The sequence below is a fragment of the Kitasatospora sp. NPDC053308 genome (genome assembly GCF_055585785.1).
On sequence record NZ_JBVJJY010000001.1, the window covers coordinates 695,837 to 716,775 of the forward strand.

Consider the following 20,939-nt stretch of genomic DNA (forward strand, 5'->3'; position numbering starts at 1 on the left):
GGTGTCAGGGCGGGTGTCAGAGGTGTCAGAAAGCCATTCGGCGGGCCGATCGGCGTGGTCCGGCGGGTGTTAGGACCGTCAGAGCGGCTTTCGGGCGGGGTGTCAGGAGCATCAGAAGGGGGTGTCAGAGCCGTCAGAGCGGGGTGTCAGACGGGGGTTCCTCGCGCGCGCGTGCGCGTTGTCCTAGGGATCTGGCCGTCAGAGGCGTCAGACGGTTTCTGACACCTGGGGCCTGACGGTCGAGGTTCGGCCCTCTTGTGACGGAGGGTGACCTCCCACCCACCCCCCACCCGGCCGGAGAACGTCCTCTCGGGCCCCTGGGCGGGTGGGGGAGGGCTTTCTCCGGGTGGGGGGTGGGTGGGGGGAGGTGACGGACCGTTGCGGAGGTTGACGCGCGGGCCGTTCGGCTGGCGGGTTCTGGTGTGGGGCGAGCCCCTCTCCGGCGCCCCCACTCGGCGGCGTTGTTGGCGTTGTTGTTGTTGCTCTGGCCTGCGACAACAACGCCGGGGCGGGGGTGGTCTGGGAGGGGGAGGGGAGAGGGGGCGTTCCGATGGTGGACGCCGGGCCTGTTCCCGGCCGGCATGCGCCCCCGGGCCGCGACTGCTGTCGGGCGGCTTGGTGGGGAGCGGGCCCGGGGCGTTGTGGCGGCCGGTGGGGCGTCCGCACGGGTGGCCGGTCGGACGGTGCGGGTGGCGGTCGGGCGGGTCATGGGTGGTCTCCGTTCGGGTCCGGGGGTGGTCCGGAAAGGCCGGAAAGGCCGTAAAGGGGTCTGAGCTGGGGTTTTGTGTGGCGGAAAGTGGTCCGGAATGGTCCGGAAAGGGTCCGGGAGGTTCGGGGCCGGGGGATCACGGACCACTTTCCGGACCATTCCGGACCACTTTCCAGCGGCTGTTTTCGCAGGTCAGATGGCTTTCCGGCCTTTTCGGCCTTTTCGGACCGCTCCTCAGTCGGGCGGGGCGTAGAGGTAGGTGGTCTGCTGGCGTCCGCCGGTGGCGAGCTGGGCGGCGGCGAAGCCGGGCAGCTGCACCAGGCGGGCGGTGACGTCGGCGCGCTGGGTGGCGTTAAGCCGTTTCAGCAGTACCTGCACCTGGGACTGGGTCATCCCGCCCGCCCCGGCGTTCTTCACGGCCTGGATGAGCTTGTCCAGGTGCGGGTCGCCGGTACTGGCGGCGGCGGTGGGGCCGAGGATGTGGGCGGCGCTGGCGCGGGCGTACCGGACCAGGGCCCAGGCGGCGCGGAGGTGGGCTTCGCCGATGTGGTCCTTGTGGTCGAGGAGGGCGTAGACCATGGCGGCGCGCTTGGCGTAGGGGGCGGCGCGGGCGGTGAACTCGGCGATCGGGCCTTCCTCGCCCTCGTCCCCGCACAGGGCCGGGTAGACCTCCTCCCGCCACAGCTGGGCGGCCTCGGTCGTGAGCTGGACTTCGCCGACCCGGCGGGCGTCGGTGAGCACGGTCTTCCACGCCGACGCGAGGTTGTCGATCAGCCCGTCGGGGGCGCCCTGGCCGTCGGGGTCGAGGAGGTTGCGGTGGACGAAGACCGGCAGGAAGCGGTTGTAGGTGCCGCCGGCCATTTCGGCGTCCTGCATCTTGGCCCGCAGCTCACGGGGGGAGATGTGGCCGATGACGGCGATGTGCGGGGCGGTGGCGTGCAGGGCGTCCCGGTTCATGACGCCCAGGTCTTCGCCGTTCCAGGCCTGGCGCAGGATGCCGCTGAGCGAGGAGCCTTCGCGCCGTCCCCGGGCCATGGTGACGCCGTACTCCGACTCGACCACCCACAGCCGCTTGTCGGTTACGCCGGGGTCCTTGTCGCCGTCCCCGTCGCGGACCATCTCGATCAGGCCTTCGCCGGAGGAGAGGCCGGAGCGGGTGTTGCAGGCGATGAAGTCCGGCACGGCCGCCTTGAACAGCCGCTTGGCGGTGTTGGTGCCCGCGCCTTTGCGGCCCGCGGCTGTGGCCCCGACCGTGAGCGCCCAGATCAGGGCGGGGTGGCGGTCGTTGCCGATCCACATGAACGGCCCCGGGCCGATCGCGGCCCCGCCGGCCGACAGCAGGTTCACCAGCACGCCGACCGGGTCGGCCTCGGTGGTCGGGTCCAGGTCGCGGACGGTGTCCCCGACCCAGCCGCAGAACACCTCCGGGTCCGGGACCGGGCCCGGCCGCGAGGGGCGGTCGATCCCGGGTGCCGGGTCGTACATCGGGTTGGCGGCCTGTGGTCGGCCGTCGGGGGCGGTGGCCAGGTGGAGTTCGACGGGCATCAGGCGCTCTCCGCAAGGGGCTGGGTGTCGGGCAGGTCAACCTGGCGCCCGGTCGGGTGGCGGTGGCGGTGCCAGCCGGGGCGGCCGGGGACGGCGACCGGCGGCCAGCTGGAAGAGGCCGCCACGGGGCGGTGGGCGGCTTCGGCGGCGCGGGTGCGGCGCTCGGCAAGCTCCAGCGCGCTCGGGTCGTTGGACCAGGCTCGCACCGTGCGTACCAGCTCCTTCCAGGAGGCCTCGTCCTGGGCCACCCACTCCGCGCGGGCCTGCTCGCCGATCGCGGCGGCGGTGCGCAGGCTGGCGTGGATGAACTCCGGTGCGGTCTCGGCCTGCTGGCGCCAGGCTTCGGCGGCGGTGATGAGAGCGGCCTCACGGCGCGGGTCACCCGGGGCCAAGGCGGCGAAGGCGGGGGAGCCGTAGTCGGGGATGCCGACCGGCTGTCCCCACCGGTCGAGCACCACGGCCGGGGTGATCCGGCGGAGCACGCTCACGAACCGGTCGGCGGCCCACCGGGCGGTGGCTCGGTGCGCGTGCCGGAGTGGCGCGGGGAGCGCGATCGGGTCGGGCAGCACCGGCGCTTCAACCACGTCCGGGTCCGCTTCAAGGACACCGGCGGGCGTTTCAGCGGCACCGGCGCTGGGGGTGTTCACCGGGCGCTCACCGGCGCTCACGGCGTCGCGTTCACCGCTCACGGGCGGCTCCGTTTCAGGTCCGCCGGGTGCCGCTTCAACCACGCGGTCGGCCGTTTCAGCGGCGCGGTGAACGGGGCGGTGAACACCCCACTGAACGGCGCTCACAGAGGGGCGTTCACCGCTCACAGCGGCGCCGGTTTCAGCGGCACGGGCCGGGGTTTCAGGTCCGGGTGGTGGAGGTTCCTGGGGGTGGGAGTCGGCCCCGTTCTGGCTGGTCACAGCTACTCCTGCAAGGCGAGGGAGCGTCTCCGGGAACGCGGGAACGGTCGCCGGGAACGCGGTGAGCGAGTCGGGTGGCGGTCGGGCCGTGACTGCTGGTCAGGGGGCGACCGATGCTTGGGGGAACGGGGCGGGAACGCTTCCCGTGAGCGTGGGAACGGTCAGCGGGAACGCCGGGAACGGTTCCGTGAGCGGCGGTGAGCGGTCGGGTGTTCACCGCTTCGCGCGGGCCCCTGAAAGTCGGCCGACCGGGGTTGAAACCGGGTCGGCCGGACGGCCGGGTGAGCGGGTCGTGAGCGCCCGTGAGCGTCGGTGAGCGCCCACCCGGACAGGCGTCAGGCGGCGACGAGCCGGAGGGTGTTCACCGCCGAGGCGGCGGGCGGCTGCGGGGCGGTGAAGCCGAACTCGCGGGTCACGGCCTCGGCGACGAGCTTGGTGTACGCGTGGAACGACCGGCGCGGGTGCGACAGCGCGGCGCGGGCCAGCTCCGAGTACTCCTCGATCTGGGAGACATCGGAGTTCACGATCGCGTACCGCAGGGCGTCCGCCACCGCCTCGGACCACTGGAGGTCCGAGGCGGTGACCACCAGCCCCGGGTGGAAGGCCAGCAGGCCCACCAGGTCGAAGAATCGCAGCGACACAGACACCCGCACCGACAGGCGGGCCTCGTCCTGGCCCGGCTCGGTCTCGCCGAACAGCGACACGTTCTCCTCGACCGCTTCGGCGGTCAGGGGCGGCTGAGTGGTGATCGAAGCGTGCATGATGGAACTCCCTTCACCGGGGCACGAAGCGGCGTACTGACTTGGCGGTTGGGGCGCCGCTTCGGTGCGTTTGGGCAGGTCAGAGAAGCGCGAAGCCCATCCCCAGTGCTGCTTAGGGGGGCTTTCGCTCTCTTGCGATACCCAAGGTAGGCAGATGGCATCTGTGCGTCAAGCCCCTCTAGCGGTAGGCTTGCTTCGCCCCCCTAAGCGGTGAAGGGATGACGATGCACGAGGAGCTTGAGCGGGTGGCCAACGTGGCCGTCCCGATCGAACGGGCCAAGGCGGCGATTGCCCTGATGGCCGACTACCAGAACCGGGTGGTCGAGCTGTCCCGCGTTCGCCGGGAAGCCATCGAAGAGGCGTCGGCGTCGGGCATGTCGCAGACCGAGATCGCTGCTCTGCTCGGCGTAAGCCGTGGACGCGTCGGTCAGCTCGCGTCGGCCGGCCCCGCGCCGGAGCGGGCGTTCTTCGGCCTGGGCCCGATGACCGTGGCGGTCGGCGGCAAGTATGAGGCGGGGAAGTCCCTGGATGAGAACCCAAGCCAGGTCGTGACCAGGGAAGACCTGAACAACTACGAGCACCTGCGGAAGCTGTTCACCGGTCTCAAGCTCGACTCCGCCTACGAGGTCATCCCGCCGTCCGGCATCGTGAACCTCAACCGCGAGCACCTGGTCGTCATCTGCGGTCCGCGGCTGTCCCCGATCGTGGCCCAGGTGCTCGAAGGCGACGACAACCTCCGGTTCCGCAAGGACGAGGCCTGGCACTTGGTCGACCTGCGCACCGAGACCGAGTACCGCTCCCCGCTCGACGTGGACGGCACGGCCGGGGACGTCGGATACCTCGCTCGGCTTCCCCGCCTCGACGGCAAGGGGACGTTCCTCTACGTCGCGGGCATCCACGCGATCGGCGCGAACGGCGTCGTCCACTACCTGGAGAACCACCTGGCGGAGCTCTACCGCGAGGTTCGGGCGAAGCGTTTCTCCACGCTCATCTCTTGCCGTTACGACCCGGAGACTCTGGAAGTTCTGGAGAGCAGCAGGGTCACTCCGATCTACCGACACGAGGGCTGAGAGATGCGCGTCTCCATCGCCACCGCTCCGGGCGGCGCAAACCCGAACGAAGACTGGGTGGCGGCCACGCCCACGCTCGCCGTCGTCCTGGACGGCCTGAGCACGGCCGGGCTGGACACCGGCTGTCGGCACGGCGTCCCGTGGTACGTCGCCCAGTTGGGCGGCCACCTGGTGGCCGCACTGGCGGAGCCCGGCCGGCCGCTGGCCGACGGGCTGGAACAGGCCCTCGACCAGGTCGCCGCGCTCCACCCTGGGTGCGATCTCGGCAACCCCGGCACGCCGTCGGCGACGGTCTCGATCCTGCGGGCCGGTGCCGACCAGTTCGACTACCTCGTTCTCGCGGACTCGCCCATCGTCTTCGAGCGGGCCGACGACTACCAGGTGGTCACCGACCTCCGGGTGGACACCGTGGTGCCCGAACTCCGCGCCGAGACTGAACGGTTCGCCACGGGCACGCCGGAGCACGCAGAGGCCGTTCGCAGGATGGTCGAGGCCCAGAGGCTCACCCGGAACACTGTGGACGGCTACTGGGTGGCTACCTCCAGCGGAGAGGCGGCACGCCACGCGTTGACGGGCACGGTGCCGCTGGCCGGCGTTCGGGCGGCGGCGGTCCTGTCCGATGGGGCCTCGCGACTCGTCACCGAGTACCGCGCTGCATCGTGGGCGGACGCCTTCGCGACGCTCCGGGAAGCTGGCGCGGACGGGCTGATCTCGGCTGTACGAAAGGCTGAGGCCAGTGACCCTGATGGGCTGCGATGGCGGCGATACAAGGTCAGTGACGACGCTGCTGTGGCGTTCTGTCAGCTGCCGTAAGCCAACCTGGCTGGTCCTCGTGCGTGCTGTAAGGAGGTTCTCCGAACGGTGATCCTTCGAGAAGATGATGTTGGTATCAACCAGAAGCAACAAGGAACCGCGAGGAACTGCGAGGAACTGCGAGCAACTACGAGGAACTAAGAGAGCACGTTTCATGTGGCTTAGTTGATACAGTTCTCTTGTTGCTGCTCGCTGACAACAAGATCTTGTCAGCTGACAACTAAGCAAGTTGGTTTGAAGTCTGGAAGCAACGAACGATTGCTTCACTAGCTTCTACAACAGAACGCCCGGACCTGGCTGCAACCAGACCCGGGCTCCTGTGTAGAGAGATCGAGTGAGTCCGGCCGACTAGGCAACGGCCGGGCTTGCTCGCGCTAGCCCTGACGCCCGTCCGGTTCTGCTCTCGACCATGGGGGAGCGCTAGTTCAGCGCACCAGCTGCTCTACGCAGCTCGCGATAGCTGTCACCGCCGTAAGCGCTGCAATGAGGATCTGCCCCCAAGAGGGCCGACTCTCCTGCGTCTTGGCAGGTGGCCGCCGCTTTCCCATGTTTGCCCAGCTCCTCGGGTTGAATTGCCCCGCAATCGCGAGGCCCTCGGCCGCTCGCCGAGGCGCGCGAGACCGTTGGAGCTGAACATCAATCAGCATACCGGCTAGGAAAGGGCGTTAAGGCGTTTGAAGCCCTGAATAACTTTAAGTGAGGTGACGTGTTCGGAGGGTAACCTCCCGGGTGTTGGGGACCCGTGCTGAAGCGCGACCCGGGAGTGCACTCTTCGGGCCGTCTGTGGGCCGTCCGGCGTCGATCAAGGGCAGCCAACGATGACAACTGGCGACGGCTCGGCCCCAGGTCAGAGGCCGTTGATCAGGACCGAAAAACCGACAGGCCAGACCCAGGGTAAGAAGTAGGCCCGAAGGGCGGGCGGCAGGCCCGGCCGCGCGGAGGCCCCGTCATCCGGTTCGCCGGGTGGCGGGGCTTTTTCGTTCCTCAACCGCCTTGTGGGGCGGATGAGTTGGCCCAAGACCGAAAGTGGTTCAGACCATTGACGGGCGGGGTGGCGGCTCCTACCGTGAGGGCACCGGGTCGGCGCAGGCATGCCAAGGATCTCCCCCGTCCGGCCGCACCCCCACGTGCGCGCGTCTGCGCCCCGGCGCACTCTCCATCCACCCCCACGGAGGAGCACCATGCGCACACGTCACATCGTCGGGGCGGTGGTCGCCGCGCTGGCGGTACCGCTCACCCTCGCCTTCCCGGCGTCGTCCCACGGGTACATCTCGACGCCGCCCAGCCGGGCCGCGCTCTGCGCCGCGGACGCGGTCGCCTGGGACTGCGGCGAGATCCAGTGGGAGCCGCAGAGCGTCGAGGGCCCGAAGGGCTTCCCGTCCGCCGGCCCCGCCGACGGCACCATCTGCGCCGGCGGCAACGCGCGCTTCGCCGAGCTGGACGACCCGCACGGCGGCGCCTGGCCGGCCAAGCAGGTGTCGGCGGGCCAACAGCTCACCTTCACCTGGAAGTTCACCGCGCGGCACGCGACCACGAACTTCACGTACTACCTGACCAAGCCGGGCTACGACGCGAGCCGGCCGATCACCCGGGCCAGTCTGGAGCTGACGCCCTTCCTGACCGTCCCGTACGGCGGGAAGCAGGTGCCGAGCACGCTCAGCCACACCGCGACCCTCCCGGGCGGGCGCACCGGCCACCACGTGGTCGTCGCGGTCTGGGAGATCGCCGACACCGGGAACGCCTTCTACTCCTGCACCGACGTCAGGTTCTGACGTCTGACGTCAGCCGGCCTTGCGGCGGCTGTCCGCCGGGTGCACGGCCGTCTCCCACGGCGGTCGTGCACCCGAGGCCTTCGTGCGAGGCCTTCGTGCGAGGCCCTCACGCGAGGCCTTCAGTGGCCGCCGCAGCAGCCGCCGTCCGCACCGCCGCACTGGCAGGGCGCACCGGACTGGCAGCCGCAACCGCAGCCCGGACCGCAGCCGCAGCCGGCGGCGAGGACGGGCAGCAGCTTCGGGGCGGGCGGCTCGACGGTCTCGCGGGCGGGGGCCGGGCGGGTCGGGTTGGCCTTCATCGAGCTGTTCCCTCCGTGAAGCGGGCACACTCCGGCGCCCGATGCTTCGAGTGAAACCGCCGAACGGAGGGAGCGTCAACAGGCGCGCAGTGGTGGGGCGTCCGGGGAGCCGTGCGCCCGCACCACCCTCGCGACAGGTTTACTCACCCCTCGGGGTGAGCGGCTCCGGGAGCGGAGTTCAGTCCGAGGTACCGGGCTCGGTGGCGGCCACGAACTCGCCCGCGTGCTCGCCGGTCACCAGGTAGACGACGCGCTTGGCGACCGACACCGCGTGGTCGGCGAAGCGCTCGTAGTAGCGGCCGACCAGGGTGATGTCGACGGCGGTCTCGATGCCGTGGTGCCAGCGCTCGTCGATCAGGTGCGACAGCAGTTCGCGGTGCAGGGTGTCGATGGCGTCGTCGTCCTGCTCCATCTCCAGCGCCTTGTCGACGTCCTTGGTGGCGATGACCAGGCCGGCCTTGGCCACCAGGCGCTGGGCGAGCTGGCCCATCTCCAGGACGGTCGAGTGCAGGTCGCGCGGCACGGCCGAGTCGGGGTACCGCATTCTGGCGACCTTGGCGACGTGCCGGGCGAGGTCGCCGCAGCGCTCCAGGTCGGCGCTCATCCGCAGCGAGGTGACGACGATGCGCAGGTCGGTGGCGACCGGCTGTTGGCGGGCGAGGAGGTCGATGGCCCGGTTCTCGAGGTCGTGGTGCAGCTCGTTGACCTTCTCGTCGGCGGAGATCACGCTCTCCGCCAGGGCCAGGTCCGCGTCGAGGAGGGCGGTGGTGGCCCGGCCCATGGCCGATCCGACCAGCCGGGCCATCTCGATCAGGCTGTCGCCGATCGCATCGAGTTCCTCGTGGTACGCGTCGCGCATGTTCTCTCCTCAGTAGCTGTGTCGGTGGCGGTGCCGACCGGTCATTCCGTACGACCGCCGTTCCGGCGTCCGGGTGACCGCTGCTGGTGGCGCGCATCGTACGCGCACACCCGAGCCGGTGGCCGCCGAACGGCACACCGGTCTCTCCCACACGGGCTGCTCGGCCCACTTTCCGCCGCCAGGGCGACGGTGCACGGCCAGTGCGGTGAATCGGCAGCTACATGAAGGTGAATTCTCGGCAACGTGTGATCGATGCCTTGATCCAGGCCTTGGGGAGTGGCCTGGCCGTACGCTTACGCTGGCCACATGGACGTGAACGTGGCCGCCGCCGCTGCCTGCGCCATAGCCGGGCTCGGCGTCGGCCTCACCGCCTCCATCGCCTTCCGCTGGAGCGAGCGCGAGCAGGCCAGGGGCAAGTACAGCGGCACCAGCGGCAGGAACCACAGCCGGTACCAGGGACTGGGCACCGGCAACCCCGAACCGCCCCTGCCCCCGGGGGTCGACACCGTGCTCTCGGTGCTGCGCTCCTGCGCGATCGTGCTGGGCGAGGGCGACGAGGTGGTCAAGGCCAGCTCGGCGGCGTACGCGATGGGCCTGGTACGCGGCGGCGCGGTCGCCGTCGACCAGATGCTGGCGCTGGCCCGCGCCACCCGCCGGGACGGCGAGATCCGCCAGGTCGAGCTCGAGGTGCCGCGTCCGGGCACGGCCCGCGCGGTCGAGCCGCTCGCGGTCTCCGTGCGGGTCGCCCCGCTGGGCTCCCGGCTGGTGCTGGTGCTGGTCGAGGACCAGACCGAGCGGCGCCGGGTGGAGGCCGTCCGCAGGGACTTCGTGGCCAACGTCAGCCATGAGCTCAAGACCCCGGTCGGCGCCCTGTCCCTGCTCTCCGAAGCCGTCGTCGACGCCTCCGACGACCCGGAGGCCGTGCAGCGCTTCGCCGGGCGGATGCAGGTCGAGGCCGCCCGGCTGGCCAGCCTGGTCCAGGAGATCATCGACCTCTCCCGGGTCCAGGACGACCGGCTGATGATCGACCCGGAGCCGGTGGCGGTGGACGAGCTGATCGCCGAGGCGATCGACCGCTGCCGCCAGCAGGCCGCGGCCAAGCAGATCCTCATCGCGGCGGGCGGCATCGCCGGCCTCTACCTGCACGGCAACCGCGGCCAGCTGGCCGCCGCGCTGGGCAACCTGGTAGAGAACGCGGTCAACTACAGTCCGCCCCGCACCCGGGTGGCGATCGCCACCCGCCGGATCTCCAGCGCCGCGGCGCTCGGCGAGGCGGACGGCGAGCTGATCGAGATCTCGGTCACCGACCAGGGCATCGGCATCTCCGAGAAGGACCGCGAGCGGGTCTTCGAACGCTTCTACCGCGTCGACCCGGCCCGCTCCCGGCAGACCGGCGGCACCGGCCTCGGCCTCTCCATCGTCAAGCACGTCGCCGCCTCGCACGGCGGCACGGTCTCGGTGTGGAGCGTCGAGGGCCAGGGCTCGACCTTCACCATCCGCCTGCCCGCCGGTCAGGCGCCCGTCGACGACGAGCCGGACGACGAGCCGGACGACGAGCCCGAGAAGCCCGACGCGGCCGACCGCGGCCCCGGCACCGCTCCCGCCTCCGCCTCCGGCGACGGCCCCGGCGACGGACCGGACCACGCGCCCGACCCCGCCGCGCCCACCGCGGCACCCGGACCCCTCACGACGGACGGAACGGATCGCCAGGACCGCACCGCCCGTTCGCTCCCCGCCGGGGAGCGGGAACAACACCTGTCAGACACAACCCCCCAGCTTGCCCCGGAGGCCTGATCGTGACCCGAGTACTGGTGGTCGAGGACGAGGAGTCGTTCAGCGACGCCCTCTCGTACATGCTCCGCAAGGAGGGCTTCGAGGTGGCCGTCGCCGCCACCGGCCCCGACGCCCTGGAGCAGTTCGAACGCAACGGCGCCGACCTCGTCCTGCTCGACCTGATGCTCCCGGGCCTGCCCGGCACCGAGGTCTGCCGCCAGCTCCGGGTGCGCTCCAACGTCCCCGTGATCATGGTGACCGCCAAGGACAGCGAGATCGACAAGGTCGTCGGGCTGGAGATAGGCGCTGACGACTACGTGACCAAGCCGTACTCCACCCGGGAGCTGGTCGCCCGGATCCGCGCGGTGCTGCGCCGCCGCGGCGAGGACGGCGGCGCGGGCGAGAACGGCGGCGGCCCCGGTGCCCTGGAGGCGGGCCCGGTCCGGATGGACGTCGACCGGCACGTGGTGACCGTGGACGGCGCCAAGGTCGAGCTGCCGCTCAAGGAGTTCGACCTGCTGGAGATGCTGCTGCGCAACGCGGGCCGGGTGCTCACCCGCATGCAGCTGATCGACCGGGTCTGGGGCGCGGACTACGTCGGCGACACCAAGACCCTGGACGTCCACGTGAAGCGCCTGCGGGCCAAGATCGAGCCGGACCCGGGCGCGCCGCGCTACCTGGTCACCGTCCGCGGCCTGGGCTACAAGTTCGAGCCGTAAGCCGTACCCACCTCGCGGTCAGGCACGCGGAAGGCCCCCGCCGGCAGCAGCCGGAGGGGGCCTTCGCGTTGCTCCCGGCGGGCCCGGGAGGGCCCGCCGGAGGCGGTGCACGGCGTCAGTGCGCGGCCGGGACCGCCGGGGTGGTGGCGGCGCCGGCCGGGACGGCGGTGCCGGTGGCGCCGGGGGTCGCACCCGGGGTGGCGGTGGCACCGGGGGTGGTGGCACCGGCGCTCGGGGCGCCCGCGGTGGGGGAGGAGCTCTTGGCGGGCGTGGCGGCCGCCGAAGGGGTCGGGCCGTAGCCCTTGTAGAGGCCCTTGCCGTCCGGGCTGACGCCGGCTTGGGCATCGACCTTCTGGCCGTCCTTGAAGGTGAAGGTGGTGGGGGCGAAGCCGCCGACGTGGACCGAGGCGGAGGCGACGGTGGCGCTCGGGTTGCCCTGGCCGCCGATCGCGACCGAGCCGCCGGCCGGGATGACGATGCCGGTCAGCGGGGCACCCGCGGCGTCCGCGAAGGTGGCCGCGGAGGAGCCGACGGTGATGGACTGCAGCTCGGCCGGGGTGGTCGCGGTGTTCGCGATGTTGACGACCACGGTGGCGGCGCCGGTGTAGTCGCCCGAGGTGCCCTCCCCGGTGACGACCACGATGTTGTTCAGTCGGAGGTTCGTCCCGAGGGTTGCCGCCGCGTTGTCCGGCTTGATCTGCAGGGTGTCCGGCGTGTTGCCGGCGGCGCAGGAGGACAGCGAGGCGATGGCGATGGCGGCGATGGCGGCGATGCTGCCGCGTCGAAGGCTGCGGCTCACGGCGGCGGCTTCTCCTAGAGGTCACGTGTCGGTAGGTCAGGTCTCAGATTATCGACCTCACTTATGCGCTCCTCACGGGGTGGTCCCCGTGTCGCACTCCCGGGGGCGGCCGGGGGCCGTCCGGCGGTACATCCGACATGTCCCGGTCACGGCATGGACAAGCTTCGACCAAGATCGAATAACGATTCGGTCACGACCGGAAGAGGGGTGAAAGCTCAAGATCCAATCATGGTTGCGGGGGTGTTGCGCAAGGGTTTCGCCGAACCCTGGAACCGCCTCCGACCTGCGGGAAGCCCCTCTCGAACACCGGTCGCAGCACGTGATGGGGGTGGTTGTCAAGCCCCGAGACCGGCCCTGACCTGCGAAAACGCCCTTCGGGTGCGCCGAGAAGCGTGTTATTCTGGAAAGCCACGGAAGGGGTCCTGTCACATGACGTTCAAGGTTGGCGACACGGTGGTCTACCCCCATCACGGGGCCGCGCTGATCGAGGCCATCGAAACTCGCCAGATCAAAGGTGTGGACAAGACCTACCTGGTGCTCAAGGTGCAGCAGGGAGACCTGACGCTCCGCGTGCCCGCCGAGAACGCGGAGTTCGTCGGCGTGCGCGATGTAGTCGGCCAGGAGGGTCTGGACCGGGTCTTCGAGGTGCTGCGCGCGCCGTACACGGAAGAGCCGACCAACTGGTCCCGTCGCTACAAGGCAAACCTGGAGAAGCTCGCCTCGGGTGACGTTATCAAGGTCGCCGAGGTTGTGCGCGACCTCTGGCGTCGCGAGCGCGAGCGCGGCCTCTCGGCCGGCGAGAAGCGGATGCTCGCGAAGGCGCGCCAGATCCTCGTCAGCGAACTCGCGCTGGCGGAGAACACCAACGAGGACAAGGCGGAGACGCTGCTCGACGAGGTCCTCGCCTCGTAGCGCACGCGCCACCGCAGTGCAGTCGGGCTGCCGCCCAACGCTCACAGCGCCCGGTGCCGACGCGCCGCTCCTCGGACGAACCGTCCGGGAGTGGTGCAGTGGCACTCCGGGCGCTGAGGCGTGTCCGGACGACGCCTCCCGCCCGAGCCGGGCCGCGCGCGCAAGACCGTTTCTGCACCGCTCGGTGCGGATCCTGCGGTTTGTGCGGGTTCTGCGGAGCTGTGCGGCGGACGGCGGACCGGGGTTCTTCGGAAGGGGACCGGTGCGCCCGCCGGGCACGCCATGGCCATACCCACTTCGCCGAAGGAGTGAAACCTGAACGCGTCAGCAGCAGTCGCAGCAGCAGTGGTGCCCGCCGCCGGACGCGGTGAGCGGCTGGGGCCCGGGGCCCCGAAGGCCCTGCGCGAGCTGGGCGGTGTGCCCCTCCTGGTGCACGCCGTCCGGGCGCTCGCCCGCAGCCGGGCGGTCGGCCTGGTCGTGGTCGCCGCACCCGCGGACGGGGTGGCCGAGGTGGTCGCCCTGCTGGACAGCCACGGGCTGGACGGCAAGGACATCCGCGTGGTGGCCGGCGGCGCGACCCGCCAGGAGTCGGTGCGGCTGGGTCTGGCCGCGATCCCGGAGGACGTCGAGATCGTCCTGGTGCACGACGCGGCCCGCCCGCTCGTGCCGGTCGAGGTGGTGGACGCCGTCGCGGCCGCCGTCCGGGCCGGAGCGCGGGCCGTGGTGCCCGCCGTGCCGCTGGCCGACACCGTGAAGCGGGTCGAGCCGAACCCGGGGCACCCCGAGCCGGTGCTCGACACGCCCGAGCGGTCCACCCTGCGCGCGGTGCAGACCCCGCAGGGCTTCGACCGCGCCACCCTGGTCGGGGTGCACGCCGAGGCGCTGGCCGAGGAGAGCGCGGGCACCGCCGACGCGCCGCCCGTCACCGATGACGCCGGACTGGTCGAGCGCTACGGCGGCCAGGTGGTCGTGGTGCCCGGCCACGAGGAGGCGTTCAAGGTCACCCGTCCGCTGGACCTCGTGCTCGCCGAGGCCGTACTCGCCCGCCGGAGGGCCTCCGATGCCTACTGACCCGCAGCTCCCCGTGATCCCCCGCGTCGGGATCGGCACCGACGTGCACGCCTTCGAGGAGGGCCGGCCCCTCTGGGTGGCCGGACTGGAGTGGCCGGACGCCGGGGTCGGGCTCTCCGGGCACTCGGACGCCGACGTGGCCGCGCACGCCGCCTGCGACGCGCTGTTCTCGGCCGCCGGGATCGGCGACCTGGGCGCGCACTTCGGCACCGACCGGCCGGAGTGGGCCGGCGCCTCCGGGGTGAAGCTGCTCGGCGAGGCGGCCCGGCTGGTCCGCGAGGAGGGCTTCGAGATCGGCAACGTCGCGGTCCAGGTGATCGGCGTCCGTCCGAAGATCGGCAAGCGGCGGGCCGAGGCGCAGGCCGCGCTCTCGGAGGCGGCGGGCGCCCCGGTGTCCGTGTCCGGCACCACCACCGACGGGCTGGGCCTGACCGGCCGGGCCGAGGGGCTGGCCGCGATCGCCACCGCCCTGGTGTACGAACGGCGTTGACGGCCGGCGGCCCGGTCCGGCGAGCCGGCTGGAGAGCCGGTGCGGAGAGCCGGTGGGGAGTGCGGGCCGGGGGGAACGACGCGCGGGTCGGGAAGAAATGCGCGCCTGACGGGTGTTCACCGAGGCGTGCCGGGGCCCGAGTCGATACTGTCGGCTCCGGGCCCGTGCGGGGCTTCCCCTCGGGTCGCAACCGTCGCCGATGAGAAGAGGTTCGCCAGATGACCGCCCAACTCTCCGACCGCGCCAAGGCGTTGATCGACGGCAAGAGCTTCGCCGTGGTCTCCACGATCCAGCCCGACGGCAGCCCCCAGTCCTCGGTGGTCTGGGTCAAGCGGGACGGCGACGACCTCCTGTTCTCCACCGTCGAGGGCCGCCGCAAGCACCTCAACCTGGTGCGGGACCCGCGCGTCTCGATCCTGATCAACCCGGCGGACAGCCCGTACGAGTACCTGGAGGCGCGCGGGGAGGTCACCATGACCACCGAGGGCGGTCGGGAGCTGATCGACGAGCTGGCCACCAAGTACCGCGGGGTGGACAAGTACACCTGGGACGGCCCGGACGACGTCCGGGTGATCGTGCGGCTCACCCCGCGCAAGGTGGTCGGCAGCCTCTGACCGCCCTCGCCCACCCGCCGTTCCCCGGGATCCGGGCACCCTTGTCCCGGGGAATGTGGCGGGGCACCCCCCGCTGCCCACTACGCTTGACGCTGTGAGCATTCGTCTGTACGACACCAGCACCCGCCAGGTACGCGACTTCGTCCCGCTTGTACCGGGTTGTGTCTCGATCTACCTGTGCGGCGCTACCGTCCAGTCGGCGCCACACATCGGGCACATCCGGTCCGGGCTCAACTTCGACATCATGCAGCGATGGTTCGCCTACCGCGGCTACCAGGTGACCTTCGTCCGCAACGTCACCGACATCGATGACAAGATCATCGCCAAGGAGCGCGAGCTCGGCACGCCGTGGTGGCAGATCGCCTACGCGAACGAGCGTGCCTTCAACGACGGTTACACGGCGCTGGGCTGCCTGCCGCCGACCGCCGAGCCGCGGGCCACCGGGCACGTGCCCGAGATGATCGAGATGATGCAGGGGCTCATCGAGAAGGGCCACGCCTACGCGGCCGACGGCAACGTCTACTTCGACGTGAAGTCCTACCCCGACTACCTCGCGCTCTCCAACCAGAAGCTGGACGACCTGCGCCAGCCGAGCGGCGAGGGCGAGACCGGCAAGCGGGACCCGCGCGACTTCGCGCTGTGGAAGGCCACCAAGCCCGGCGAGCCGAGCTGGGAGACCCCGTGGGGCCGCGGCCGCCCGGGCTGGCACCTGGAGTGCTCGGCGATGGCCCACAAGTACCTGGGTGCGGCCTTCGACGTCCACGGTGGCGGGCTGGACCTGATCTTCCCGCACCACGAGAACGAGATCGCCCAGTCCAAGGCCTACGGCGACGACTTCGCCAACTTCTGGGTGCACAACGCCTGGGTCACCATGGCCGGCGAGAAGATGAGCAAGTCGCTGGGCAACTCGGTGCTGGTCTCCGAGATGGTCCGGGCCTGGCGCCCGATCGTGCTCCGCTACTACCTGGGTGCCGCGCACTACCGCTCGATGATCGAGTACAGCGAGGAGTCGCTGCGCGAGGCCGAGGCCGGCTTCGGCCGGATCGAGGGCTTCGTCCAGCGCGCCGTCGAGCGCTGCGGCACGGTCGACGCGGCGCCCGAGGTGCCGCCGGCCTTCGCCGAGGCGATGGACGACGACTTCGGCGTGCCGCAGGCGCTCGCCGTCGTGCACACCGCCGTCCGCCAGGGCAACAGCGCCCTGAACGCGGACGACAAGGAGAGCGTGGTGGCGCGACTGGCCGAGGTCCGTGCGATGCTCGGTGTACTGGGCCTCGACCCGCTCGACCCGCACTGGGCCGGGACGGAGCGCGGCGAGGACCTGCACGGCGTGGTCGATTCGCTGGTCCGCCTGGTCCTGGACCAGCGGCAGGCGGCGCGCGAGCGCAAGGACTTCGCCACCGCGGATGCCATCCGCGACCAGCTCGGCCTGTCCGGGCTGGCGATCGAGGACACCCCGTCCGGCCCGCGCTGGACGATCAACAACCAGTGACAACCAGTAACCCCGTCCGACGATCGGGGTGATGGGTGGGCCGTACCGGACCGGTGCGGCCCTCCCGCATGACGTAGCGCATGCCGCCGACCGCCGCCGGACAGAGCGGGGCGGCCGGGGCATGCCGGACAGACAGGAAGTACAGCCATGGCCGGCAACAGCCAGCGCAGGAACCGCCGCAACCCAGGATCGAAGAAGGGTGCGTCTGTCGGTACCGGCGGGCACAGCCGGAAGGCGCTCCAGGGCAAGGGCCCGACCCCGCCCGGCGAGGCGCGCAAGGGCCACCCCAAGCAGCGCGCCGCCAACGCCGCGCTCAAGCGCGAGCGGGACGCCAAGGCCCGGGCCGGCATGCGCCGCGCGGGCGCCGGAGGCCGCGGCGGCCGCGGCGGCGCCGGCAGCGCCGAGCTGGTCTTCGGCCGCAACTCGGTGGTCGAGGCGCTGCAGGGCGACGTCCCGGCCAACGCGCTGTACGTCCAGCAGTTCATCGACACCGACGACCGCGTCCGCGAGGCCTTCCAGGCCGCCAACGACCGCGGCATCCCGCTGATGGAGGCCCCGCGGCCCCAGCTGGACCAGATGACCGGCGGCATGAACCACCAGGGCCTGGTGCTCCAGGTCCCGCCGTACGAGTACGCGCACCCCGAGGACCTGCTGGCGGACGCCGCCGACGCCGGCCAGGACGCGCTGATCATCGCGCTCGACGGGGTCACCGACTCGCGCAACCTGGGCGCCGTGGTCCGCTCCGCCGCCGCCTTCGGCGCGCACGGCGTGGTCATTCCCGAGCGCCGCGCGGCCGGCATGACCGCCGGCGCCTGGAAGACCTCCTCCGGCGCCGCGGCCCGGCTGCCCGTCGCCCGGGCCACCAACCTGACCCGCACCCTGGAGGCCTACCAGAAGGCCGGCCTGATGGTGGTCGGCCTGGCCGCCGACGGCGAGGCCGAGCTGGGCGACCTGGAGCTGCTCACCGGCCCGGTCGTGATCGTCGCGGGCAGCGAGGGCAAGGGCCTGTCCCGGCTGGTCTCGGAGACCTGCGACATGCGGGTGCGGATCCCGATGTCCGGCCTGACCGAGTCGCTGAACGCCGGCGTCGCGGCGGGCATCGTGCTGTACGAGGCCGCCCGGCTGCGCGCCAAGCGCTGAGGCAGTCGCGGAGGCGCCGGCGACGCCGGGTGCCGGCCGACCGCGGTGTGCACCGGGTGCTGACCCAGCCGGGTGTGCGCCGGGCGTCGGCCGCCCGGGTGCGCCTCGGGTGCGCCCCGGGTGCTGACCGCCCCGGCGCCGGCCGCCCGGGTGTGCGTCGGGCGCTGACCGCCCGGGGCTGAGCACAGCGGCGGGGTGAGGCGCAGGCGATCTCCCGAATTGTCCGCAGTCCGAGTGAAAGGCGATCGGGCCCGACCGGGTCCGATCGCTTTTTTCATGATCACTTCAAGTGTGCGCCGGACATCCACTCGGGAGAGTGTCCAAAGCGCCCGTCACCCGGTTAGACGGGCGTGGACACCAGAACACCTCGGCGCCCCCTGTTCGGCGGCGGCAGCACCGGGATAGACGCGGGCCCCGGCCTCAACACCGTCAAGGTGGAGTCGGACCCGGCGCGGCTCAGCAGCACCCAGGCGAGCTTCCGGCTCCGACTCGGCGCCCCGGTCGCGCCGCTGATCGAGGCTCCGGCCGGACTGCTGTCCACCGGCGCCGCGTTCGGCGACCCGTACGCGAACCAGGGCCTGATCCGTCGTCCGCTGGTCACCCCGCAGGTCGTCGTGCCGGCCTCCGCCGTCCCGGCCATGGCCGGCGCCGGTGCCGGTGGCGGCGCCGGTGGTGGACCGCGCCGCAAGGGCCGGGTCACCGCCGTCACCTGGACCGGCCAGGCACCCCCCGGCGACCTGGCGGCCACCCAGCTGCTGGAAGCCGTGCGCCAGGGCGGTGCCCCGGCCCGCGGCGGCGTCGGCCTGGCCGAGGCGGACACCCAGGTGCTCCCCTCCCTCGCGGGTGCCCGGACCGTCCCGCGCCAGCCCCGCGAGGGCACCGGCAGCGCCACCGACGCGGGCGTCGGCCCGGTCGGCGAGCCGCACGGCTGGACCCCGAGCGGCGAGCTGCCCGAGGTCTCCGCCGCCGACGCCGAGGGCAAGCAGCCCTGGTACCCCGGCCGCCGGGTCGACCTCGGCCTGGTGCTGCTGCCGCTGCGCGCCGTCCTCGGCTCGCTGTCGGTCTACGCCGGGTTCAGCAAGCTGTGCGACCCGGTGTACTTCGACGGCGGCGAGCGCGGCTCGATGATGCGCTGGCTCTCCTCGCTGCACCCCTGGAAGGTCGCCGAGCCGCTGCTGGCCTTCGCCATGGCCCACCCGGTGGGCGCCGGCCTGGTGGTGTCGTTCACCGAGATCGTGGTCGGCGTGCTCACCATCCTCGGCCTCTGGCAGCGGCTCGCGGCCGGGGCGGCGATGGTGCTCTCCGCCGCGCTGCTGTTCACGGTCAGCTGGCGGGCCGTACCCGTCTATGACACGCCCGACCTGATCTTCCTCGCGGCCTGGAGCCCGCTGCTGATCGCCGGAGCGCCCTTCGCCTCGCTGGACGGCCGGCTCAACCTGGAGGCCTGGCGGCGGTTCGGCTCGGACGCGCCCGGAGCACTGCGCCGCCGGGTGCTGCGCCGGGGCACGGTGGTCACCACGGTCGTCGTCGGCCTCACCCTGCTGCTCGGCTCGATGCTCGGCGCCGCCGTCCGCACCGGCGCCCGCGCACACCAGGCGCCGACCCGGCCGGCCACCGACTACGGCACCCCGGTGTGGCCCTCCGGCGGCCCGTCCGGCGCCCCCGGCGGCAAGGGCCCGTCCACCTCGCCCTCACCCGCCGCCGCGCGCCCGGCCACCCCGACGCCGAGCGCCACCACCCCGTCCACCCCGCCGAGCGCCAAGGCGACCGGTCCCACCCCGAGCGGCAAGGCGCACTCCGGCAAGCCGGAGACCGGGGCGGGCGCCTCACCGGCCCCCGCCGCCCCGTCCGCCGCGGGCGGCTCCGCCCCCGCCCAGCGCAGCACCCCGGGCCCCGGCAGCTCGGGCCAGGCGCCCAAGTCCAGCCCGAGCTCCGGCTCCGGACTGCTCGGCGGGGTGCTGGGCAGCGGGCCGCTGGCCGACCTGTCCGGCGGCGGCCGCTCCTCCCGTCCGGGGGCGCCGACGGCGACCTGAGACGGGCGACGGTGGCCCGGGGCGGCTGAGAGCCCCTCCAGGCCGCGGTGACACCGGTCGGCCCGGGTGCTCCGTGGGGGAGCACCCGGGCCGACCGGTGTTCGGCGTCCGGTGCCGTGGTGCTGCTCGCGGGGGCGGCCGTCGGCGGCTGCTGGCGTCGGCAGGGTCGGTTGGGTCGGCCGGGTCGGCTGGCGTCGGCCCGTGCCGCCGGGGTGCGACGGGGGTTGCTCCCGGGGCTACGGCGGTGGTGCCATTGGGGACTGCCGGGGACTACCGGGGTGCGCGGCCGGCGCCGGCGGCGAGTTCCTTGGCGGCCTCGGTGAGGTCCTTCGCGGTGTCGATCGCGCGCCAGTACACGCCCTGCGGCAGCTGGTAGCCCGCCAGTCGCTTGCTGCGGGCGAGTTGGGGGAACGTGGTGCGCTCGTGGTCCCCCACGTCCGGCAGCAGCTCGGCGAACTCCGGGCTGAACACGTACAGGCCGGCGTTGATCAGGAAGGGCGAGGGCGGCGCCTCGATGAAGTCCAGCACGTTGCCGAACTGGTCCGTCTCCACGGCACCCCACGGGATCCGCGGCCGGGCCAGCGCGAGCGTCGCGAGGGCGTCCCGCTCGTGGTGGAAGGCGGCCATCTCGCGCAGGCTGAAGCGGGTCCAGATGTCGCCGTTGGTGGCGTACCAGGGCTCGTCCGGGCGGGGCAGCGCCTTGGCCGCGTACTTGAGCCCGCCGCCGCGCCCGAGCGGCTCCGCCTCGATCACCGTGCGCACCCGCAGCGGCAGGTCCGCCTTGTCCAGCCACTCCTCCAGCACGTCGGCCAGGTGCCCGCAGGAGATCACCGCGTCGGTGACGCCCTCGGAGGCGAGCCAGGCGAGCTGATGACCGAGGATCGGCGTCCCCGTCCCCGGGATCTCGACCAGCGGCTTGGGCCGGTCGTCCGTGTAGGGGCGCAACCGGGAGCCCTGGCCACCGGCCAGGATGACGGCCTGGGTGACGGGCGTCGAGGTGGGCCGGTGCGGGGGGTTGGGCTGCGCGGAACTCAGCGACCCCGGGGGGCTCTGGGGGGCCGGAGAGCCCGGAGAACCCGGAGAACCCGGAGAACCCGGAGAACCCGGAGAACCCGGAGAACCCGGAGAACCCGGAGAACCCGGAGAACCCGGAGAACCCGGAG

At 72.2% G+C, this 20,939-nt stretch carries 19 protein-coding genes; 12 read left to right on the forward strand and 7 right to left on the reverse strand.

Annotation, left to right across the window (positions count from 1 at the left end):
* Window positions 1-943: 943 nt before the first annotated feature.
* The 3 genes from ACZ6Y7_RS03200 to ACZ6Y7_RS03210 all read right to left on the reverse strand — a co-directional run bounded on the left by ACZ6Y7_RS03200 (window position 944) and on the right by ACZ6Y7_RS03210 (window position 3,923).
* A complete protein-coding gene (locus tag ACZ6Y7_RS03200) occupies window positions 944-2,254 on the reverse strand; it encodes a DUF3987 domain-containing protein (protein WP_465756130.1) in 1,311 nt (436 codons plus the stop codon).
* The gene (locus ACZ6Y7_RS03205; RefSeq protein WP_465756131.1) at window positions 2,254-2,943 is read right to left on the reverse strand and encodes a hypothetical protein; all 690 of its coding nucleotides are present in this window, start codon (window positions 2,941-2,943) and stop codon (window positions 2,254-2,256) included. Before ACZ6Y7_RS03205 ends, ACZ6Y7_RS03200 begins: the two co-directional genes overlap by 1 nt.
* A 554-nt stretch (window positions 2,944-3,497) precedes the next feature.
* The gene (locus ACZ6Y7_RS03210) at window positions 3,498-3,923 is read right to left on the reverse strand and encodes a hypothetical protein (RefSeq protein WP_465756132.1); all 426 of its coding nucleotides are present in this window, start codon (window positions 3,921-3,923) and stop codon (window positions 3,498-3,500) included.
* A gap of 218 nt (window positions 3,924-4,141) precedes the next feature.
* On the opposite strand from ACZ6Y7_RS03210, the gene ACZ6Y7_RS03215 reads away from it, so the two are divergent.
* From ACZ6Y7_RS03215 to ACZ6Y7_RS03225, 3 genes are all read left to right on the forward strand, one after another.
* Window positions 4,142-4,993, forward strand: a complete 852-nt coding sequence (locus ACZ6Y7_RS03215; RefSeq protein WP_465756133.1) for an RNA polymerase sigma factor sigma-70 region 4 domain-containing protein — start codon at window positions 4,142-4,144, stop codon at window positions 4,991-4,993.
* 3 nt (window positions 4,994-4,996) lie between these two features.
* Entirely contained in the window at window positions 4,997-5,806 is an 810-nt protein-coding gene (locus tag ACZ6Y7_RS03220) for a protein phosphatase 2C domain-containing protein (RefSeq protein WP_465756134.1), read from the forward strand.
* Between the two features lie 1,181 nt (window positions 5,807-6,987).
* On the forward strand, window positions 6,988-7,578 hold the full coding sequence (locus ACZ6Y7_RS03225; RefSeq protein WP_465756135.1) for a lytic polysaccharide monooxygenase auxiliary activity family 9 protein: 591 nt from the start codon (window positions 6,988-6,990) through the stop codon (window positions 7,576-7,578).
* Window positions 7,579-7,697: 119 nt separating this feature from the next.
* Here the strand turns inward: ACZ6Y7_RS03225 and ACZ6Y7_RS03230 are convergent, their stop codons facing one another.
* Together ACZ6Y7_RS03230 and phoU are read right to left on the reverse strand one after the other, a co-directional pair.
* Complete coding sequence (locus ACZ6Y7_RS03230) at window positions 7,698-7,877, reverse strand: hypothetical protein (protein ID WP_350627523.1); 180 nt, start codon at window positions 7,875-7,877, stop codon at window positions 7,698-7,700.
* Between the two features lie 178 nt (window positions 7,878-8,055).
* Window positions 8,056-8,736 (reverse strand): phosphate signaling complex protein PhoU, encoded by a 681-nt coding sequence (gene phoU / locus ACZ6Y7_RS03235; RefSeq protein ID WP_465756136.1) that lies wholly within the window; start codon window positions 8,734-8,736, stop codon window positions 8,056-8,058.
* 306 nt (window positions 8,737-9,042) lie between these two features.
* Between phoU and ACZ6Y7_RS03240 the strand changes: the two genes are divergently transcribed.
* Window positions 9,043-10,530, forward strand: coding sequence for a sensor histidine kinase (locus ACZ6Y7_RS03240; protein ID WP_465756137.1), 1,488 nt, complete (start codon window positions 9,043-9,045; stop codon window positions 10,528-10,530).
* 2 nt (window positions 10,531-10,532) lie between these two features.
* Window positions 10,533-11,228: a response regulator transcription factor gene (locus ACZ6Y7_RS03245; RefSeq protein ID WP_033347005.1), complete on the forward strand. Its 696-nt coding sequence runs from the start codon at window positions 10,533-10,535 to the stop codon at window positions 11,226-11,228.
* Window positions 11,229-11,343: 115 nt separating this feature from the next.
* On the opposite strand, the gene ACZ6Y7_RS03250 is transcribed toward ACZ6Y7_RS03245, so the two are convergent.
* Window positions 11,344-12,027 carry a DUF461 domain-containing protein gene (locus ACZ6Y7_RS03250; RefSeq protein WP_465756138.1) on the reverse strand — a complete coding sequence of 228 codons (684 nt, stop codon included), beginning with the start codon at window positions 12,025-12,027 and terminating at the stop codon, window positions 11,344-11,346.
* Window positions 12,028-12,456: 429 nt separating this feature from the next.
* On the opposite strand from ACZ6Y7_RS03250, the gene ACZ6Y7_RS03255 reads away from it, so the two are divergent.
* The 7 genes from ACZ6Y7_RS03255 to ACZ6Y7_RS03285 all read left to right on the forward strand — a co-directional run bounded on the left by ACZ6Y7_RS03255 (window position 12,457) and on the right by ACZ6Y7_RS03285 (window position 19,776).
* Window positions 12,457-12,939, forward strand: a complete 483-nt coding sequence (locus tag ACZ6Y7_RS03255; protein WP_014136563.1) for a CarD family transcriptional regulator — start codon at window positions 12,457-12,459, stop codon at window positions 12,937-12,939.
* A gap of 345 nt (window positions 12,940-13,284) precedes the next feature.
* Window positions 13,285-14,010, forward strand: a complete 726-nt coding sequence (gene ispD, locus ACZ6Y7_RS03260) for a 2-C-methyl-D-erythritol 4-phosphate cytidylyltransferase (RefSeq protein ID WP_465756139.1) — start codon at window positions 13,285-13,287, stop codon at window positions 14,008-14,010.
* Window positions 14,000-14,500, forward strand: a complete 501-nt coding sequence (ispF, locus tag ACZ6Y7_RS03265; protein ID WP_465756140.1) for a 2-C-methyl-D-erythritol 2,4-cyclodiphosphate synthase — start codon at window positions 14,000-14,002, stop codon at window positions 14,498-14,500. The genes ispD and ispF overlap by 11 nt, the downstream gene beginning before the upstream one ends.
* Window positions 14,501-14,718: 218 nt before the next feature.
* Window positions 14,719-15,114, forward strand: coding sequence for a PPOX class F420-dependent oxidoreductase (locus ACZ6Y7_RS03270; RefSeq protein ID WP_465756141.1), 396 nt, complete (start codon window positions 14,719-14,721; stop codon window positions 15,112-15,114).
* A 94-nt stretch (window positions 15,115-15,208) separates the two neighbouring features.
* Window positions 15,209-16,603: a cysteine--tRNA ligase gene (gene cysS / locus ACZ6Y7_RS03275; RefSeq protein ID WP_402221837.1), complete on the forward strand. Its 1,395-nt coding sequence runs from the start codon at window positions 15,209-15,211 to the stop codon at window positions 16,601-16,603.
* A 147-nt stretch (window positions 16,604-16,750) separates the two neighbouring features.
* Window positions 16,751-17,743, forward strand: a complete 993-nt coding sequence (gene rlmB, locus ACZ6Y7_RS03280; RefSeq protein ID WP_465756142.1) for a 23S rRNA (guanosine(2251)-2'-O)-methyltransferase RlmB — start codon at window positions 16,751-16,753, stop codon at window positions 17,741-17,743.
* A gap of 350 nt (window positions 17,744-18,093) precedes the next feature.
* Entirely contained in the window at window positions 18,094-19,776 is a 1,683-nt protein-coding gene (locus ACZ6Y7_RS03285) for a DoxX family protein (protein WP_465756143.1), read from the forward strand.
* A gap of 270 nt (window positions 19,777-20,046) precedes the next feature.
* Here the strand turns inward: ACZ6Y7_RS03285 and ACZ6Y7_RS03290 are convergent, their stop codons facing one another.
* The gene (locus tag ACZ6Y7_RS03290; RefSeq protein WP_465756464.1) at window positions 20,047-20,811 is read right to left on the reverse strand and encodes a nucleotidyltransferase family protein; all 765 of its coding nucleotides are present in this window, start codon (window positions 20,809-20,811) and stop codon (window positions 20,047-20,049) included.
* Between the last annotated feature and the right edge of the window lie 128 nt (window positions 20,812-20,939).

What these genes read in the sequence shown, in the direction of transcription:
- ACZ6Y7_RS03210 (WP_465756132.1), bottom strand. Translation starts at nt 3,923, where the DNA reads ATGCACGCTTCGATCACCACTCAGCCGCCCCTGACCGCCGAAGCGGTC.
- ACZ6Y7_RS03200 (WP_465756130.1), bottom strand. Translation starts at nt 2,254, where the DNA reads ATGCCCGTCGAACTCCACCTGGCCACCGCCCCCGACGGCCGACCACAG.
- ACZ6Y7_RS03225 (WP_465756135.1), top strand. Translation starts at nt 6,988, where the DNA reads ATGCGCACACGTCACATCGTCGGGGCGGTGGTCGCCGCGCTGGCGGTA.
- ACZ6Y7_RS03270 (WP_465756141.1), top strand. Translation starts at nt 14,719, where the DNA reads ATGACCGCCCAACTCTCCGACCGCGCCAAGGCGTTGATCGACGGCAAG.
- ACZ6Y7_RS03230 (WP_350627523.1), bottom strand. Translation starts at nt 7,877, where the DNA reads ATGAAGGCCAACCCGACCCGCCCGGCCCCCGCCCGCGAGACCGTCGAG.
- ispF (WP_465756140.1), top strand. Translation starts at nt 14,000, where the DNA reads ATGCCTACTGACCCGCAGCTCCCCGTGATCCCCCGCGTCGGGATCGGC.
- ACZ6Y7_RS03240 (WP_465756137.1), top strand. Translation starts at nt 9,043, where the DNA reads ATGGACGTGAACGTGGCCGCCGCCGCTGCCTGCGCCATAGCCGGGCTC.
- ACZ6Y7_RS03220 (WP_465756134.1), top strand. Translation starts at nt 4,997, where the DNA reads ATGCGCGTCTCCATCGCCACCGCTCCGGGCGGCGCAAACCCGAACGAA.
- phoU (WP_465756136.1), bottom strand. Translation starts at nt 8,736, where the DNA reads ATGCGCGACGCGTACCACGAGGAACTCGATGCGATCGGCGACAGCCTG.
- rlmB (WP_465756142.1), top strand. Translation starts at nt 16,751, where the DNA reads ATGGCCGGCAACAGCCAGCGCAGGAACCGCCGCAACCCAGGATCGAAG.
- ACZ6Y7_RS03215 (WP_465756133.1), top strand. Translation starts at nt 4,142, where the DNA reads ATGACGATGCACGAGGAGCTTGAGCGGGTGGCCAACGTGGCCGTCCCG.
- ACZ6Y7_RS03255 (WP_014136563.1), top strand. Translation starts at nt 12,457, where the DNA reads ATGACGTTCAAGGTTGGCGACACGGTGGTCTACCCCCATCACGGGGCC.